Below are 15672 nucleotides of genomic sequence, written 5' to 3' on the forward strand. Positions count from 1 at the left end.
GGTCAGACCCTTGCGGTGGCCGGCGCGGCGTCCGTGATCAGCGGCCGGACCTCGCGCACGACCTTGCGCTCGACGAAGAAGGCGGCGGTCGGAATGGTCCCGGAGACCAGGATCCACAGCAGCTTGCCGAACGGCCAGCGGGCCTTGGAGCCGAGGTCGAAGGCGAAGATCAGGTAGATGATGTAGAGGACGCCGTGGGTCTGGGAGACGGCGAAGGTCAGATCCTCGCCCGTGTCGAACCCGTACTTGGCCACCATGCACGCACACAGCACGAGCAGCATGACAGCGGTGACATAGGCCATCACCCGGTAGCGGGTCAGCACGCTGGATTTCATGGCATCGAGCGTAACCGCCCGTTCCGGGCGATCTTCGGGCGGCCCACCCCCCGGGCGGCCCCGCCGTTCGTCCGCCGTTCCGCCGTTCGGGTGCTCGGCTGTTCGGCTATTCGGCGTCGAAGTCGTGCGCCGCCACCCGAAGCGGCCGGAGCATCGCGAAGATCTCGCCGCACTCCTCGGCGTCGTACGCGCCCAGGCCGAAGTCCATCGCCATCAGGTCGGAGGTCGCCGCTTCGACGACCTCCCGGCCCTTGTCCGTGATGGAGGCGAGGGTGCCGCGTCCGTCGTTCGGGTTGGGCCGCTTGTCCACCAGGCCGGACCTGACCAGCCGGTCGACGGTGTTGGTCACGGAGGTCGGGTGGACCATCAGCCGCTCGCCGATCTTGGACATCGGCAGTTCGCCCTCCTTGGAGAAGGTGAGCAGCACCAGCGCCTCGTACCGTGCGAAGGTCAGGCCGTACGGCTTGACGACGGCGTCGACCTCCGCCAGCAGGATCTGGTGCGCGCGCATGATCGAGGTGATGGCGGCCATCGAGGGCACGGGGCCCCAGCGGCGCTGCCACAGTTCGTCGGCGCGGGCGATGGGGTCGAACGGGAGACTGAGCGGCTTCGGCACGCCGTCGACCTTACCGACTGGTCACATGCTGGTCAGCCCTGTCTCGCGGTTCGGTCCTCCGCACCGCTGGGCCCGGCCATGGCGACGGCCCCGGTCCGTGGAGGACCCGGGGCCGTCGTGGCGGGGCGGGGGCCGCTCAGGAGGAGAGGTGGCGCTCCACCGTCTCGACCTTGGCGGTCAGACCGTCGGTGACGCCGGGCCTGATGTCGGCCTTCAGGACGACGGAGACGCGCGGCGCGCGGGCCTCGACGGCGGCTACGGCGCGCTTGACGACGTCCATGACCTCGTCCCACTCGCCCTCGATGGAGGTGAACATGGCGTCGGTGCGGTGGGGCAGACCGGACTCGCGCACGACGCGGACGGCGTCGGCGACGTACTCGCCGACCTCCTCGCCGACGCCGAGCGGGGTGACGGAGAAGGCGACGATCACGCGCTCACCGTGCCCTCGCGGCGGGCGCGGGAGGCGATGACGGCGTCATCGGCGGCGCGCTTGAGCCTGCGGTCGGCGAAGAAGCCGCCGAAGGGCAGGACGGAGAGGACGAAGTAGAGGGCCGCGGTCCGCAGCTCCCACTTGGTGCGGTTCCAGGCGTCCAGCCAGAAGAGCACGTACAGCACGAAGAGGATGCCGTGGACGGCTCCCATCACCGGGACGGCGTTGAACTCCGTCGTGCGCTTGAGCACCGAGCAGACCAGCAGCAGCAGGAAGGAGACTGCCTCCGGGGCGGAGACGAGTCGCAGGCGGTGGAGGGAGGAGGCGGTCTTGATGTCCACGAGGCAGCACCTTCGGCGTCGGGAGTCGTCGATCTGACAGACCTGGGCATCGATCTTGTGAACGGATGCACAAGCGCCTCTCATTGTGACAGGCGGCTTTGCCCATCCGTTATCAGGGTGGGGATCCTCCTCACGGTGGCTGCCGGTGCCCGGGACACCCGTTACCGTCTGGGCGTGGCAATGTTCCGACTCCAAGGCAGCAGGGTGCTCGCCGTCGACATGACCGGCGACGCCGTCCGAGCGAAGAACGGCTCGATGGTCGCGTACGACGGCCGGATGGCCTTCAAGAAGATGTCCGGCGGCGGCGAGGGCCTGCGCGGGATGGTCACCCGCCGCCTCACCGGCGAACAGATGGAGCTGATGGAGGTGAAGGGGCAGGGGACCTGCTACTTCGCCGACCGCGCGTCCGAGATCAACCTGGTGTCCCTGCACGGCGACAAGCTGTACGTGGAGGCGAGCAACCTGCTCTGCGCGGACGGCGGGCTGCGCACCGGCACGAACTTCACCGGTCTGCGGGGCGGCGCGACGGGCAACGGCCTGTTCACCACGACCGTAGAGGGCACCGGCCAGGCGGCGATCATGTCGGACGGCCCGGCGGTGCTGCTGCGGGTGACGCCGCAGTACCCGCTCTCGGTGGATCCCGGCGCCTACATCGCCCATCAGGGCAACCTCCAGCAGAGCTTCCAGTCCGGTGTGACGTTCCGCACGTTCCTCGGTGAGGGTGGCGGCGAGGCCTTCCAGATCCGCTTCGAGGGCGACGGGCTCGTGTATGTGCAGCCGAGCGAGCGCAACACCACCGGCGGTGACCTGTGAGCGGCGCGAGCGCGGCCACCGGCCCGCGGACGACGACGAACCGCACCTCCGCGCCGCGCGGGCGGAGAAGCGAACCACGGACACCGAGCGGCGCGTGCGCGGCCACCGGCCCGCGGCCGGCGGTGTCGGGCGCGGCTCCGGGTGGCGGGGACAGCGGGTGCAGCGGATCCCGGGCGGCGGCTCCGGGGAAGAACCTCGGGGGGAGTGTCTGATGCCGTTCCGTGAGATCAATTCGAAGGTGGTCGAGGCGACGGTGGTCCCCGGCCAGAAGATGTTCAGCCAGCGCGGCGCGATGCTCGCGTATCGCGGTGACGTCACTTTCACGCCGAACCTGGCCGGCGGCCAGGGCGGTGTGATGTCGATGATCGGCCGCCGGGTGGCGGACGAGGCGACCCCGCTGATGACGGTCGAGGGCAGCGGCACGGTGATGTTCGGGCACGGCGGCCATCACGTCCAGGTGATCCAGTTGTCCGGCGACACCCTGTTCGTGGAGGCGGACCGGCTGCTGGCCTTCGACGGGACGCTGCAGCAGGGCACGATGTTCATGGGTTCGCAGGGCGGGGTCATGGGCATGGTGCGCGGTCAGGTCACCGGGCAGGGTCTGTTCACCACGACGCTCAAGGGGCACGGCGCGGTCGCCGTGATGGCTCACGGCGGCGTGATCGAACTGCCGGTCGCCCCGGGGCGGGCGGTGCACGTGGACCCGCAGGCGTACGTGGCGCACCACGGCGATGTGCGCAACAGGCTGTCCACCGCGCTGGGCTGGCGCGACATGGTGGGGCGCGGCTCGGGCGAGGCGTTCCAGCTGGAGCTGAGCGGCAGCGGTGCGGTGTACGTCCAGGCGTCGGAGGAGAAGCTGTGAGCACACCGGTGGTCTTCGATCCCCTGTCGCTGCCGAGCGACGACAACGTCAATCCGTACACCTTCTGTGTGGAGCTCAAGGGCTCCCAGTGGTTCCTCCAGAAGGGCAAGATGATCGCCTATTACGGGCGGATCGACTTCAACGGCATCGGTCACGGCCGGCTGGAGCGGCTGGTGCGGACGAGCTTCCACTCGCCGCTGCACGCGAGTGACTGGGTGGTGGCGGAGGGCAGCGGGAAGATGCTGCTCGCCGACCGGGCCTTCGACGTCAACTCGTTCGACCTGGACGAGGGCAATCTGACGATCCGGGCGGGGAACCTGCTGGCCTACCAGCCGTCGCTGGCTCTGAAGCAGTCGATCGTGCCGGGCTTCCTGACCCTGATCGGGACGGGGAAGTTCGTGGCCGCGTCGAACGGTCCGGTGGCCTTCATGGAGCCGCCGGTCCGGGTGGACCCGCAGGCGCTGGTGGGCTGGGCGGACTGCCCGTCGCCGTGCCATCACTACGACCACGGGTACATGTCGGGTGTGCTGGGCGGGTTGCGGTCGCTGACGGGTCTGGGCGGCGCTTCGGGCGAGGAGCACCAGTTCGAGTTCGTCGGGGCGGGGACGGTGCTGCTGCAGTCGACGGAGGCGTTGATGCCCGACCGGGCGACGGGCCCGGTGCCGCAGGAAGCGGGGATTCCGGGCGGTTCGGGCGCGCACGGCCAGGCGTCCGGTTCCGGCCAGGGTCAGCACGGATCCACACCGCGTCTTCCCGGACAGCTCGGTGACCTCCAGCGTCGCTTCGGGCTGTGAGCGGTAGTCTGCGGAGTGTGACGTCCTCGAACGTCTGCACACCTGTGCGACGCCGAGGACGGGGGACCGGGGTGCCCGGCGTCACAGACCTCAGTTTCGTCCAGTTTTCAACTTCTTAGGTAGAATCCATACATGGAGACCGAGACGGCCACACCCTGGCTGACCGATGCCGAGCAGTGCGCCTGGCGCACGTATCTGGACGTCAACAGGCTTCTGACGTACCAGCTGGAGAAAGACCTCCAGCCGTTCGGCCTGACCAACAACGACTACGAGATCCTCGTGAACCTCTCGGAGTCACCCGAACGGCGGCTGCGCATGAGCGACCTCGCGGCGGCCACCCTCCAGTCGAAGAGCCGCCTCTCCCACCAGATCACCCGCATGGAGAACGCGGGGCTGGTCCGCCGGGAGAACTGCGAGTCCGACCGGCGCGGACTGTACGCGGTCCTCACCGACCACGGCATGGAGACCATGCACAAGGTCGCGCCGCACCACGTCGAGTCGGTGCGCAGAGCCTTCATCGACCTGCTGTCCCCCGAGGCCCTGGGCAACCTGCGGGAGTCTCTCCAGCCGGTCGCCGAGAAGCTGCGCGGACTGCGCGGCAAGCCCTGATCCCGGGCCGCGCTCGCGCCGGGGCGCCGCGGGGCGCCCCTGGCGCGTGGCGGTTCACCCGCCCGACGGGAGGCGCAGCTCGAACAGCGCACCGCCCGACGGGGACCGGCCCGCCCTGAGGGTGCCGCCGTGACGCGCGGCCACATCACGGGCGATGGCGAGGCCCAGTCCGGCGCCGCCCTCGTCCCGGCTGCGGGCGTCGTCGAGGCGGACGAACCTCTCGAAGATCCTCTCCCGTTCGCCCTCCGGCACCCCGGCGCCGTCGTCGGCCACGGTGAGCACGGCGTGGTCGCGCTCGCGGCGCACCGTCACGGTGACCCGGCTCTCCGCGTGCCGCTGCGCGTTGTCCAGCAGATTGGCCAGCACACGTGCCACCTGCCCGCGTGAACCGCTGACCTCCGCCTCCTCGCCGTCCTCGGTGTCGACGCGCGTCGGGAGGCGGTCCGCGGTGCGCTGGGCGACCTCCTCACGCACGAGCGCGGCCAGGGCGAAGCGTGCCCGTCCGGGCTTCTCCCCCGCGTCGAGCCGGGCGAGGAGCAGCAGGTCGGCGGCGAGCTGCTGGAGCCGTACGGTGTCGGCGACCGCCCCCGGCACGTCCAGCAGCTCCGGATGGGCCGAGCCGACCTCCAGCTGGGTGCGCAGGCTCGCGATGGGACTGCGCAGCTCGTGGGAGGCGTCGGCGACGAAGCGCCGCTGCCGTGCGACGGACGCCTCCAGCGCCGCGAGCGTCTCGTTGGTGGTGCGGGCGAGCCGGGCGATCTCGTCGTGGGTCCCCGGTTCCGGGACCCGGCGCGAAAGGTCCTCGGACGCCGTGATGGCGGCCATCTCCTGCCGGATGCCCTCGACGGGCTTGAGCGCGCGGCGGGTCACCAGCCAGGTGACGACCGCGACCACGAGGAGCAGGGCCGGCAGGGCGGCGAGCATCGCGTCGCGCACGCCGGAGAAGGTGGCGGCCTCGGCGGCGAGCGGCGCGCCGGCGTGGACGGTGGCCTCCTGGCCCCCCGGTGCGGCGGCCTCGACGGCGGCGAAGCGGTACGCGCTGGTCTCGCCCTCGACGGTGACGTCACCGGTCGAGTAGACGACGTCCTCGGAGACCTCGCCCGTGCCCTCCCCGCCGTCCTCCGGCCGGGAGGCCGTGGGGACGGCCTTCGTGGACCGGCTGCCGGTGCCCTCGATGGCGTCGACGTTCTCCCCGACGGCCACGACGCGGCCGTCGGAGTCGACGACCTGGACCGGGTGCTCCTCGGTGTCGTCGGGCAGGTCCAGCTCGGCGAAGGGCGTCCCGTTGGCGATCTGGGCGGCGACCGAGCGGGCGGTGACGTTGGCCTGCAGTCCGGCCTGGTCGACCAGGTTGCCGCGCAGTACGGCGAGGAGGGCCGCCCCGGCGGCGGCGAGCGCCAGGGCGACGACGAGGGTGGCGCCCAGCGCGGTCCGGGCGCGCACGGAACGCAGCGGGTGCCTCACCGGTCCTCCAGGCGGTAGCCGGCGCCGCGTACGGTCCGGATGGTCGCGGGGCCGAGCTTGCGCCGCAGGGCGCTCACGTACACCTCGACGATGTTCGGGTCGCCCTCGTAGGCGAAGTCCCAGACGTGCTCCAGGATCTCGGCCTTGGACACGACGTCACCGGCGCGGGTGGCGAGCTGTTCCAGCACGGCGAACTCCTTCGCCGTGAGCGTCACCTCCTCCTCGCCGATGCGGACCCGGCGGGCGGCGGTGTCGACGGTGAGCGCCCCGGCCCGCAGCACGGGCGAGGCGGTGCGCCCGCGGCGGCGCAGCAGGGCCTTGACCCGGGCCACGAGGACGACGTAGGAGAACGGCTTGGTGAGGTAGTCGTCGGCGCCGGTGTCGAGGCCCTCGGCCTCGTCGTACTCGCCGTCCTTCGCGGTGAGCATCAGGATCGGCACGTCGTGCCCGGCGGCCCTGAGGGCGCCGCAGACCCGGTAGCCGTTCATGCCGGGCAGCATGATGTCCAGGACCACGAGGTCGTACGAACCGGTGCCGGCCCGGTGCAGCCCTTCGAGCCCGTCGTGCACGACGTCCACGGCGTATCCCTCGGCCCGCAGGCCGGCGGCGAGGGACAGGGCGAGCCGCCTCTCGTCCTCCACGATCAACAGGCGCATGCGTTCAGGGTCCCAAACGGAACCTGAAAGGGGCTTCAGCCGGCTTCAGGCTGCGTTCAGCGGGCCCGGCGCAGGGTGGGTGCCGTACCTGGACGACACCACCTCTCGGGAGGCCTTTCCATGAAGCGCAACCTCGTCATCGCCACGGTCACCGCCGCGGCCCTGCTGGCGGGCGGCACCGCCGCGGTCGCCGCCTCGTCCGCCGGGCAGGCCCCCCAGGAGCCGCGCCACACGGCCGTGACGGCCCTGGCGGCGGACGGCGGCGACGACGGCGGCAGGGACGACGACGCGGACGACCGGGACGACGCCAAGGGTGCCCCGAAGGTCACCCGGGTCACCGCCGAACGGGCGCTGAAGGCGGTCGCCGACCGCGGCACGGTGGTCTCGCTCGACCTGGAGGACGACGAGGACGGCGGCCGCGCGTCCTGGGAGATGGAAGTGGTGACGAAGGACGGCACCACCCAGGAGTGGGACGTGGACGCCACGACCTCCAAGGTCACCCGGCACCAGGACGACTGACGAACCCGTCAGCGGCCGCGGGGCGCCGGCCCGGGCGGGCCGGAGCCCCGCGGATTCCCGGGCCCTTCGGGGCGGGATCCGGGCGCGCGGCCCCGTGCCGCGCCCGGAGCCCCGCCCGGGGGGCCCGGACGCGGCCTAACGGCCGGTCAGGCCCGCCACCAGTTCGTCCGCCGCCGCGTACGGGTCCAGCTCGCCGCCCACGATCCGCTCGGCCAGGGTGTCGAGGCGACGGTCGCCGTGGAGGTCGCCGATGCGCTCGCGCAGGGCCGTGACCGCGATGGTCTCGACCTCGCCCGCGGCACGCGAGCGGCGCCGCCGCGCCAGGACCCCGTGCTCCTCCATCCAGGCGCGGTGCTTCTCCAGCGCCTCGACGACCTCGTCGATGCCCTCGCCCCGGGCCGCGACCGTCTTCACGATGGGCGGGCGCCAGTCGCCCGGGCCGCGGGACTCGCCCAGGCCCAGCATGTGGTTGAGCTCCCGGGCCGTCGCGTCGGCGCCGTCGCGGTCGGCCTTGTTGACCACGTACACGTCGCCGATCTCCAGGATGCCCGCCTTGGCGGCCTGGATGCCGTCGCCCATACCGGGCGCGAGCAGGACGACGGAGGTGTCGGCCTGCGAGGCGATCTCGACCTCCGACTGGCCCACGCCGACCGTCTCGACGAGGATCACCTCGCACCCGGCGGCGTCCAGCACCCGGATCGCCTGCGGGGCGGCCCACGCCAGGCCGCCCAGATGACCCCGGGTGGCCATCGAACGGATGTAGACGCCCGGGTCCGAGGCGTGCTCGGACATCCGGACCCGGTCGCCGAGCAGCGCTCCCCCGCTGAACGGCGAGGAGGGGTCGACGGCCAGGACGCCGACCCGCTTGCCGGCCTTGCGGTAGGCCGTGACCAGCGCCGACGTGGAAGTCGACTTGCCGACACCGGGCGAACCGGTGAGACCCACCACGTAGGCGCCCCCCGCCAGCGGGGCCAGCGCCGCCATCACCTCACGGAGCTGCGGGGACGCCCCCTCCACGAGCGAGATCAGCCGGGCCACGGCGCGCGGCCGGCCCTCCCGTGCCTGGGCGACCAGTGCGGGGACGTCCACCATCTCGTACAGAGCTCCTTTACTTGGCTACTTGGCCGAGGCGCCGGGCACGCGGACGATCAGCGCGTCGCCCTGCCCGCCGCCGCCGCACAGCGCGGCCGCGCCGACGCCGCCGCCGCGCCGCTTGAGCTCCAGCGCCAGGTGGAGCACCACCCGGGCGCCGGACATACCGATGGGGTGCCCCAGGGCGATGGCGCCGCCGTTGACGTTCACCTTTTCGGGGGTCACCCCGAGGTCCTTCATCGACTGCACGGCGACCGCCGCGAAGGCCTCGTTGATCTCGATCAGGTCGAGGTCGGAGACCTGGAGGCCCTCCTTCCTGAGGGCGTGCTGGATGGCGTTGGACGGCTGCGACTGGAGCGAGTTGTCCGGGCCCGCCACGTTGCCGTGGGCGCCGATCTCCGCGATCCACTCCAGACCCAGCTCCTGGGCCTTCGCCTTGCTCATCACGACGACGGCCGCGGCGCCGTCCGAGATCTGCGACGACGTGCCGGCCGTGATCGTGCCGTCCTTGGCGAAGGCGGGGCGCAGCTTGCCGAGCGACTCGACGGTCGTCTCGCCGCGAATGCCCTCGTCCTTGGCGAAGACGACCGGCTCGCCCTTGCGCTGCGGGATCTCCACGGGCGTGATCTCGGCCTCGAAGATGCCGTTCTTCTGGGCGGCCGCGGCCCGCTGGTGGGAGAGGGCGGCGATCTCGTCCTGCGCGGGGCGGGCGATGCCGAGGCGGGTGTTGTGCTTCTCGGTGGACTCGCCCATGGCGATGTTCTCGAAGGCGTCGGTGAGCCCGTCGTACGCCATGGCGTCGAGCATCTCGATCGCGCCGTACTTGTAGCCCTCACGGGACTTCGGCAGCAGGTGCGGGGCGTTGGTCATGGACTCCTGGCCGCCGGCCACCACGACGTCGAACTCACCCGCGCGGATCAGCTGGTCGGCCAGCGCGATCGCGTCCAGGCCGGACAGACACACCTTGTTGATGGTCAGCGCGGGGACGTTCATGGGGATGCCGGCCTTGACGGCGGCCTGGCGGGCGGGGATCTGCCCGGCCCCCGCCTGGAGCACCTGGCCCATGATCACGTACTGCACCTGGTCGCCGCCGATCCCGGCCCGGTCCAGCGCGGCCTTGATCGCGAAACCGCCGAGCTCGGCGCCCGAGAAGGACTTCAGCGAGCCGAGCAGCCGGCCCATGGGCGTGCGTGCGCCCGCGACGATGACTGAGGTGGTACCGGTCGTTCCAGACATGAGGCACGGCCCCTTGGATTGGGAGTGAACGAGGGTTTACCGCCAATGTACTGAGCGGTACGGGCCGGGTCACCGGGCAGTCGGTGTGATCGCGCGCACGTTGCGTAACCACCTCTCCGGGCGCTGCACTGGTGCCATGCTGACGCGAATCGACCACATCGGAATCGCCTGTTTCGACCTCGACAAGACCGTTGAGTTCTACCGTGCCACGTACGGGTTCGAGGTCTTCCACACCGAGGTCAACGAGGAGCAGGGCGTCCGGGAAGCCATGCTCAAGATCAACGAGACCTCGGACGGCGGAGCCTCCTACCTCCAGCTGCTGGAGCCCACCCGCGAGGACTCCGCGGTCGGGAAGTGGCTGGCCAAGAACGGCGAGGGCGTCCACCACATCGCCTTCGGAACGGCGGACGTGGACGGGGACGCCGAGGACATCCGCGGCAAGGGCGTGCGCGTCCTCTACGAGCAGCCGCGCATCGGTTCGATGGGGTCCCGGATCACCTTCCTGCACCCCAAGGACTGCCACGGCGTTCTGACCGAACTCGTCACCTCCGCCGATCCGTCCGCAACGGAGCACTGACCTCAGGATTCTCGGCCCGGTAGAGTGGGCGGCTCCGGGCCGGGGCCGGGTCGGGGACACGCTTCGGCGTCGACCCCGGGGTCTGCGATCTGACACCATTCCCCGGGGGGCCGTTCGCCGGGCGAACGGTGCTCGTACAAAGAGAGTTGCGACCAGGGGACGGATGGGACCGCGCAGTGCGGGGCTACGAACGCCAGGAGAGCCACCGGGCTGACGACCACCTTTCGCGGTTCGAAGCCGAGATGGACCGGCTGAAGACCGAGCGGGAGAAGGCCGTCCAGCACGCCGAGGACCTCGGTTACCAGGTCGAGGTCTTGCGCGCCAAGCTCCACGAGGCGCGTCGCACCATCGCGACCCGGCCCGCCTACGACAGCGCCGACATGGGCTACCAGGCCGAGCAGATGCTGCGCAACGCCCAGGTCCAGGCCGATCAGCTGCGCTCCGACGCCGAGCGCGAGCTGCGCGAGGCCCGGGCCCAGACGCAGCGGATCCTCCAGGAGCACGCCGAGCACCAGGCGCGCCTGCAGGCGGAGTTGCACACGGAGGCGGTGCAGCGGCGCCAGCGCCTGGACCAGGAGCTGTCCGAGCGCCGGCAGACCGTCGAGGCGCACGTCAACGAGAACGTCGCGTGGGCGGAGCAGCTGCGCGCCCGCAGCGAGGCGCAGGCCCGCCGCCTCATGGAGGAGTCCCGCGCCGAGGCAGAGCAGGCCGTGGCCGCCGCCCGCGCCGAGGCCGCCCGGGTCGCCGAGGAGGCCCGCCAGCGGCTCGGTTCGGAGACCGAGACGGCCCGCGCCGAGGCCGAGGCCATCCTGCTGCGCGCCCGCAAGGACGCCGAGCGGCTGCTGAACGCGGCCTCCACCCAGGCGCAGGAGGCCACCAGCCACGCCGAGCAGCTGCGCAGCGCCACGACCGCCGAGTCGGACCAGGCGCGTCAGCAGGCCGCGGAGCTCAGCCGGGCGGCCGAGCAGCGCATGAACGAGGCCGAGGAGCGGCTGCGGGAGGCCCGCGCGGAGGCCGACAAGGTCCTCGCCGAGGCCAGGGACGCCGCCGCCAAGCGGCTGGCCGGCGCCGAGTCGGAGAACGAGCAGCGCAGCCGCACCGCCAAGTCGGAGATCGCCCGGCTGGTCGCCGAGGCGACCAAGGAGTCCGAGGCGCTCAAGTCGGAGGCCGAGCAGGCCCTCGCCGACGCCCGCGCGACGGCCGAGAAGCTGGTCGCGGAGGCCAGCGAGAAGGCCCGTACGGCCGCCGCGGAGGATTCCGCGGCACAGCTCGCCAAGGCCGCCCGCACCGCCGAGGAGGTCCTGACCAAGGCGTCCGAGGACGCCCGGGCGACCACCCGCAAGGCGGCCGAGGAGGCCGAGCGGATCCGCCGCGAGGCCGAGTCGGAGGCCGACCGGCTGCGTGGCGAGGCCGCCGACACCGCGGAGCAGCTCAAGGGCGCGGCGAAGGACGACACCGAGGAGTACCGCGCCAAGACCGTCGAGCTCCAGGAGGAGGCCCGTCGCCTGCGCGGCGAGGCCGAGCAGCTGCGGGCCGAGGCGATCGACGAGGGTGAGCGGATCCGCGGCGAGGCGCGGCGCGAGGCCGTCCAGCAGATCGAGGAGGCGGCGAAGACCGCCGAGGAGCTGCTGACCAAGGCCAAGGCGGACGCCGACGAGCTGCGGTCGGGCGCCGCCGCCGAGAGCGAGCGGGTGCGCACCGAGGCGATCGAGCGGGCGACCTCCCTGCGCAAGCAGGCCGAGGAGACCCTGGAGCGCACCCGTGCGGAGGCCGAGCGGCTGGGCACGGAGGCCGAGGAGCAGGCCGAGTCGGTGAAGGCCGCGGCCGAGCAGGCCGCCGCCGCGCTGCGCGAGGAGACCGAGCGGGGCATCGCGGCCCGCCAGGCCGAGGCCGCCGACGAACTGACCCGGCTGCACTCCGAGGCCGAGGCGCGGCTGGCGGCCGCCGAGCGGGAGCTGACCGGGGCGCGCGCCGAGGGCGAGCGGATGCGGCGCGAGGCCGCGGAGGAGACCGAGCGGCTGCGCGGCGAGGCCGCCGAGCGGCTGCGCACCCTCCAGGCCCAGGCCGAGCAGGAGGCCGAGCGGCTGCGCACGGAGGCGGCGGCGGACGCCTCGTCCTCCCGCGCGGAGGCGGAGAACGCGGCCGTGCGGCTCCGTTCCGAAGCGGCGGCCGAGGCGGAGCGCCTCAAGTCGGAGGCGCAGGACAGCGCCGACCGGATGCGCGCCGAGGCCGCGGCGGCCGCCGAGCGGGTGACCGCGGAGGCCGCCGAGGAGCTGACCGCCGCGCGCGAGGAGGCCAACCGGCGCCGCCGCGAGGCCGAGGAGACGCTGGGCGCCGCCCGGTCCGAGGCGGACCAGGAGCGGGAGCGGGCCAGGGAGCAGAGCGAGGAACTGCTCGCCTCCGCCCGCAAGCGGGTCGAGGAGGCGCAGGCCGAGGCGCAGCGGCTGGTGGAGGAGGCCGACCGGCGGGCGACCGAGATGGTGTCGGCCGCCGAGCAGACCGCCCAGCAGGTGCGGGACGCGGTCTCGGGGCTCCAGGAGCAGGCCGAGGAGGAGATCGCCGGACTGCGGTCGGCTGCCGAGCACTCCGCGGAGCGCACGAAGAGCGAGGCGCAGGAGGAGGCGGACCGGGTCCGTTCCGACGCGTACGCCGAACGGGAGCGGGCCGCCGAGGACGCGGGGCGGATCCGGGCCCGGGCCCAGGAGGAGTCCGACGCGGCCAAGGAGCTCGCCGAGCGGACCGTCACCGACGCGATCGCGGAGGCCGAGCGGCTGCGGGCGGACAGCGCCGAGTACGCCCAGCGGCTGCGGACCGAGGCGTCCGACTCGCTGGCCTCGGCGGAGCAGGACGCGGCGCGCAGCCGGGCGGAGGCCCGCGAGGACGCCAACCGCATCCGCTCGGAGGCCGCTTCGCAGGCCGACCGGCTGGTCGGTGAGGCGACGAGCGAGGCCGAGCGGATCGCGGCCGAGGCGGCCGGGATGCTCGCCACCGCGGAGCGGGACTCCACCCGGCTGCGCGCCGAGGCGGAGCAGGTCAAGGCGGACGGCGAGGCGGAGGCCGAGCGGCTGCGCGCGGCCGCCCGCTCCGACGGCGAGCAGGTACTGGACGAGGCGCGCAAGGCGGCCGACAAGCGGCGTGCCGACGCGGCGTCGCAGGCCGACCAGCTCATCGGCGAGGCGACCAGCGAGGCCGAGCGGATCGCGGCCGAGGCGGCCGAGCGGGCCGACCGGCTCGTCGCCGAGGCGACCGGTGAGGCGGAGCGGCTGCGCGCGGAGGCGGCCGAGACGGTCGGTTCGGCGCAGCAGGCGGCGGAACGGATCCGTACGGAGGCCGAACGCCACCGTGCCGAGACGGAGGCGGAGGCCGAGCGGATCCGCGCCGAGGCGCGGGACGAGGCGGACCGGACGGTCGACGAGGCGCGCGAGGCGGCTGCCAAGCGGCGCGCGGACGCGGCCGAGCAGGCCGACCAGCTCATCGCGAAGGCGCAGGAGGAGGCGCTGCGGGCGACCGCCGAGGCGGAGTCGCAGGCCGACACGATGGTGGGCGCGGCCCGCAAGGAGGCCGAGCGGATCGTCTCCGAGGCGACCGTCGAGGGCAACACTCTGGTGGAGAAGGCCCGTACGGACGCGGACGAGCTGCTGATCGGGGCGCGGGGTGACGCGACCGCCATAAGGGAGCGCATGGAGGAGCTGCGCACCCGGACCGAGGCGGAGATCGAGGAGCTGCACGAGCGGGCCCGGCGGGAGAGCGCCGAGCAGATGAAGACGGCCGGCGAGCGGGTGGACAAGCTCGTGAAGGCGGCGACCGAACAGCGGGCGGAGGCCGAGACCAAGGCCAAGGACCTGCTCGCGGACGCGAACTCGGAGGCGAGCAAGGTCCGTATCGCCGCGGTGCGGAAGGCGGAGGGCCTGCTCAAGGAGGCCGAGCAGAAGAAGGCCGGGCTGACCCGCGAGGCGGAGAAGATCAAGGCGGACGCCGAGGCCGAGGCCGAGCGGATGATCTCCGAGGGCCGGCGCGAGCTGGACGTGCTGGTGCGCAGGCGTGAGGACATTCAGGCGGAGATCTCACGCGTTCAGGATGTACTTGAGGCGCTTGAGTCTTTCGAGGCGCCTGCGGGGGGTACCAAGGAGGGCGGAGTCAAGGCAGGTGCGGCAGCAGGGGTTACCCGTTCGAGTGGCAAGTCATCCACGGACTAAGCCACTCAAAAGACTGGACATTCTCCAGATCAAACGGGCATCCGCTCGATGACACGCCGCCTCGGCCCCTAGGATTCCCCCTATCACCTCACCGGTCTCATTCGACAGGAACCCCATGAGCGACACATCCTCCCCCTTCGGCTTCGAGCTCGTGCGGCGTGGTTACGACCGCGGTCAGGTGGACGACCGCATTACCAAGCTCGTCGCCGACCGTGACAGTGCTCTGGCCCGAATCACCTCTCTGGAAAAGCGCATCGAGGAGCTCCACCTCGAGACTCAGAACGCTCAGGCCCAGGTCAGCGACGCCGAGCCGTCGTACGCCGGTCTCGGCGCGCGTGTCGAGAAGATCCTCCGTCTCGCCGAGGAGGAGGCGAAGGACCTGCGTGAGGAGGCCCGTCGCGCCGCCGAGCAGCACCGCGAGCTCGCGGAGTCCTCGGCCCAGCAGGTGCGCAACGACGCCGAGTCGTTCGCCGCCGAGCGCAAGTCGAAGGCCGAGGACGAGGGCGTCCGTATCGTAGAGAAGGCCCAGGGCGAGGCGAACTCGCTGCGCGCCGAGGCGCAGAAGGACGCGCAGTCGAAGCGTGAGGAAGCGGACGCGCTGTTCGAGGAGACCCGCGCGAAGGCCGCCCAGGCCGCCGCGGACTTCGAGACCAACCTGGCCAAGCGCCGGGAGCAGTCCGAGCGGGACCTGGCGTCGCGTCAGGCCAAGGCGGAGAAGCGCCTGGCGGAGATCGAGCACCGGGCGGAGCAGCTGCGCCTGGAGGCGGAGAAGCTGCGCACCGACGCGGAGCGCCGGGCCCGTCAGACGGTGGAGACCGCGCAGCGTCAGGCCGAGGACATCGTGGCCGACGCGAACGCGAAGGCGGACCGCATCCGCAGCGAATCGGAGCGCGAGCTGGCGGCGCTGACGAACCGTCGCGACTCCATCAACGCGCAGCTGACCAACGTCCGCGAGATGCTGGCGACGCTGACCGGTGCCGCTGTCGCCGCGGCCGGCTCCCCGGTGGACGACGAGCCCGCCACCCGTGGTGTCCCGGCGCAGCAGTCCCGCTGAGACCGCGGCGCCCGCGATCCTGTGGCGTCCCTGCCGGGCCGGGGCTCCGCCCTCCCGTCGAGGCACCGCGCAGGCAGT

The 15672-nt window shown here is 72.5% G+C and carries 16 protein-coding genes; 8 read left to right on the forward strand and 8 right to left on the reverse strand.

Annotated features, from left to right (window positions below):
- Positions 1 to 2: 2 nt before the first annotated feature.
- The 4 genes from PUR26_RS32485 to PUR26_RS32500 form a co-directional block, all read right to left on the reverse strand.
- Positions 3 to 335, reverse strand: coding sequence for a DUF3817 domain-containing protein (locus PUR26_RS32485; protein WP_329878084.1), 333 nt, complete (start codon positions 333 to 335; stop codon positions 3 to 5).
- A gap of 106 nt (positions 336 to 441) precedes the next feature.
- Positions 442 to 951, reverse strand: a complete 510-nt coding sequence (locus PUR26_RS32490) for a MarR family winged helix-turn-helix transcriptional regulator (protein WP_329878086.1) — start codon at positions 949 to 951, stop codon at positions 442 to 444.
- Positions 952 to 1087: 136 nt separating this feature from the next.
- Entirely contained in the window at positions 1088 to 1381 is a 294-nt protein-coding gene (locus PUR26_RS32495) for an MTH1187 family thiamine-binding protein (protein ID WP_329878088.1), read from the reverse strand.
- The gene (locus PUR26_RS32500) at positions 1378 to 1722 is read right to left on the reverse strand and encodes a DUF3817 domain-containing protein (RefSeq protein WP_329878090.1); all 345 of its coding nucleotides are present in this window, start codon (positions 1720 to 1722) and stop codon (positions 1378 to 1380) included. The genes PUR26_RS32495 and PUR26_RS32500 overlap by 4 nt, the downstream gene beginning before the upstream one ends.
- Before the next feature lie 180 nt (positions 1723 to 1902).
- Here PUR26_RS32500 and PUR26_RS32505 point away from each other — a divergent pair, with 180 nt between their 5' ends.
- The 4 genes from PUR26_RS32505 to PUR26_RS32520 all read left to right on the forward strand — a co-directional run bounded on the left by PUR26_RS32505 (position 1903) and on the right by PUR26_RS32520 (position 4800).
- A complete protein-coding gene (locus tag PUR26_RS32505) occupies positions 1903 to 2535 on the forward strand; it encodes an AIM24 family protein (protein WP_329878580.1) in 633 nt (210 codons plus the stop codon).
- 211 nt (positions 2536 to 2746) lie between these two features.
- Complete coding sequence (locus PUR26_RS32510; protein ID WP_329878092.1) at positions 2747 to 3397, forward strand: AIM24 family protein; 651 nt, start codon at positions 2747 to 2749, stop codon at positions 3395 to 3397.
- Positions 3394 to 4191: an AIM24 family protein gene (locus PUR26_RS32515; RefSeq protein ID WP_329878094.1), complete on the forward strand. Its 798-nt coding sequence runs from the start codon at positions 3394 to 3396 to the stop codon at positions 4189 to 4191. Before PUR26_RS32510 ends, PUR26_RS32515 begins: the two co-directional genes overlap by 4 nt.
- Positions 4192 to 4323: 132 nt before the next feature.
- The gene (locus tag PUR26_RS32520) at positions 4324 to 4800 is read left to right on the forward strand and encodes a MarR family winged helix-turn-helix transcriptional regulator (protein WP_329878096.1); all 477 of its coding nucleotides are present in this window, start codon (positions 4324 to 4326) and stop codon (positions 4798 to 4800) included.
- Between the two features lie 54 nt (positions 4801 to 4854).
- Here PUR26_RS32520 and PUR26_RS32525 read toward each other — a convergent pair whose 3' ends face one another.
- Positions 4855 to 6252 (reverse strand): sensor histidine kinase, encoded by a 1398-nt coding sequence (locus tag PUR26_RS32525; RefSeq protein WP_329878582.1) that lies wholly within the window; start codon positions 6250 to 6252, stop codon positions 4855 to 4857.
- An 8-nt stretch (positions 6253 to 6260) separates the two neighbouring features.
- Positions 6261 to 6920, reverse strand: a complete 660-nt coding sequence (locus PUR26_RS32530; protein ID WP_329878098.1) for a response regulator transcription factor — start codon at positions 6918 to 6920, stop codon at positions 6261 to 6263.
- 120 nt (positions 6921 to 7040) lie between these two features.
- Here PUR26_RS32530 and PUR26_RS32535 point away from each other — a divergent pair, with 120 nt between their 5' ends.
- Positions 7041 to 7439 carry a PepSY domain-containing protein gene (locus tag PUR26_RS32535; RefSeq protein ID WP_329878100.1) on the forward strand — a complete coding sequence of 133 codons (399 nt, stop codon included), beginning with the start codon at positions 7041 to 7043 and terminating at the stop codon, positions 7437 to 7439.
- A 135-nt stretch (positions 7440 to 7574) separates the two neighbouring features.
- Here the strand turns inward: PUR26_RS32535 and meaB are convergent, their stop codons facing one another.
- Together meaB and PUR26_RS32545 are read right to left on the reverse strand one after the other, a co-directional pair.
- On the reverse strand, positions 7575 to 8531 hold the full coding sequence (gene meaB, locus PUR26_RS32540; RefSeq protein ID WP_329878102.1) for a methylmalonyl Co-A mutase-associated GTPase MeaB: 957 nt from the start codon (positions 8529 to 8531) through the stop codon (positions 7575 to 7577).
- Positions 8532 to 8555: 24 nt separating this feature from the next.
- The gene (locus PUR26_RS32545) at positions 8556 to 9767 is read right to left on the reverse strand and encodes an acetyl-CoA C-acetyltransferase (RefSeq protein WP_329878104.1); all 1212 of its coding nucleotides are present in this window, start codon (positions 9765 to 9767) and stop codon (positions 8556 to 8558) included.
- Between the two features lie 136 nt (positions 9768 to 9903).
- On the opposite strand from PUR26_RS32545, the gene mce reads away from it, so the two are divergent.
- The 3 genes from mce (at position 9904) to PUR26_RS32560 (ending at position 15594) form a co-directional block, all read left to right on the forward strand.
- Positions 9904 to 10344 (forward strand): methylmalonyl-CoA epimerase, encoded by a 441-nt coding sequence (gene mce, locus PUR26_RS32550; protein WP_329878106.1) that lies wholly within the window; start codon positions 9904 to 9906, stop codon positions 10342 to 10344.
- Positions 10345 to 10520: 176 nt separating this feature from the next.
- The gene (gene scy / locus PUR26_RS32555; RefSeq protein WP_329878108.1) at positions 10521 to 14540 is read left to right on the forward strand and encodes a polarized growth protein Scy; all 4020 of its coding nucleotides are present in this window, start codon (positions 10521 to 10523) and stop codon (positions 14538 to 14540) included.
- Positions 14541 to 14655: 115 nt separating this feature from the next.
- Positions 14656 to 15594, forward strand: a complete 939-nt coding sequence (locus PUR26_RS32560; protein ID WP_329878110.1) for a cellulose-binding protein — start codon at positions 14656 to 14658, stop codon at positions 15592 to 15594.
- Positions 15595 to 15672: the final 78 nt, after the last annotated feature.

Source organism: Streptomyces sp. SP18CS02, assembly GCF_036322365.1.
Taxonomy (GTDB): domain Bacteria; phylum Actinomycetota; class Actinomycetes; order Streptomycetales; family Streptomycetaceae; genus Streptomyces.

Bases quoted from the DNA above. Each gene is read 5' to 3' on its own strand.
- PUR26_RS32560 (WP_329878110.1), top strand. From the start codon at position 14,656: ATGAGCGACACATCCTCCCCCTTCGGCTTCGAGCTCGTGCGGCGTGGT.
- PUR26_RS32545 (WP_329878104.1), bottom strand. From the start codon at position 9,767: ATGTCTGGAACGACCGGTACCACCTCAGTCATCGTCGCGGGCGCACGC.
- mce (WP_329878106.1), top strand. From the start codon at position 9,904: ATGCTGACGCGAATCGACCACATCGGAATCGCCTGTTTCGACCTCGAC.
- PUR26_RS32505 (WP_329878580.1), top strand. From the start codon at position 1,903: ATGTTCCGACTCCAAGGCAGCAGGGTGCTCGCCGTCGACATGACCGGC.
- PUR26_RS32485 (WP_329878084.1), bottom strand. From the start codon at position 335: ATGAAATCCAGCGTGCTGACCCGCTACCGGGTGATGGCCTATGTCACC.
- PUR26_RS32535 (WP_329878100.1), top strand. From the start codon at position 7,041: ATGAAGCGCAACCTCGTCATCGCCACGGTCACCGCCGCGGCCCTGCTG.
- PUR26_RS32510 (WP_329878092.1), top strand. From the start codon at position 2,747: ATGCCGTTCCGTGAGATCAATTCGAAGGTGGTCGAGGCGACGGTGGTC.
- PUR26_RS32530 (WP_329878098.1), bottom strand. From the start codon at position 6,920: ATGCGCCTGTTGATCGTGGAGGACGAGAGGCGGCTCGCCCTGTCCCTC.
- PUR26_RS32520 (WP_329878096.1), top strand. From the start codon at position 4,324: ATGGAGACCGAGACGGCCACACCCTGGCTGACCGATGCCGAGCAGTGC.
- meaB (WP_329878102.1), bottom strand. From the start codon at position 8,531: ATGGTGGACGTCCCCGCACTGGTCGCCCAGGCACGGGAGGGCCGGCCG.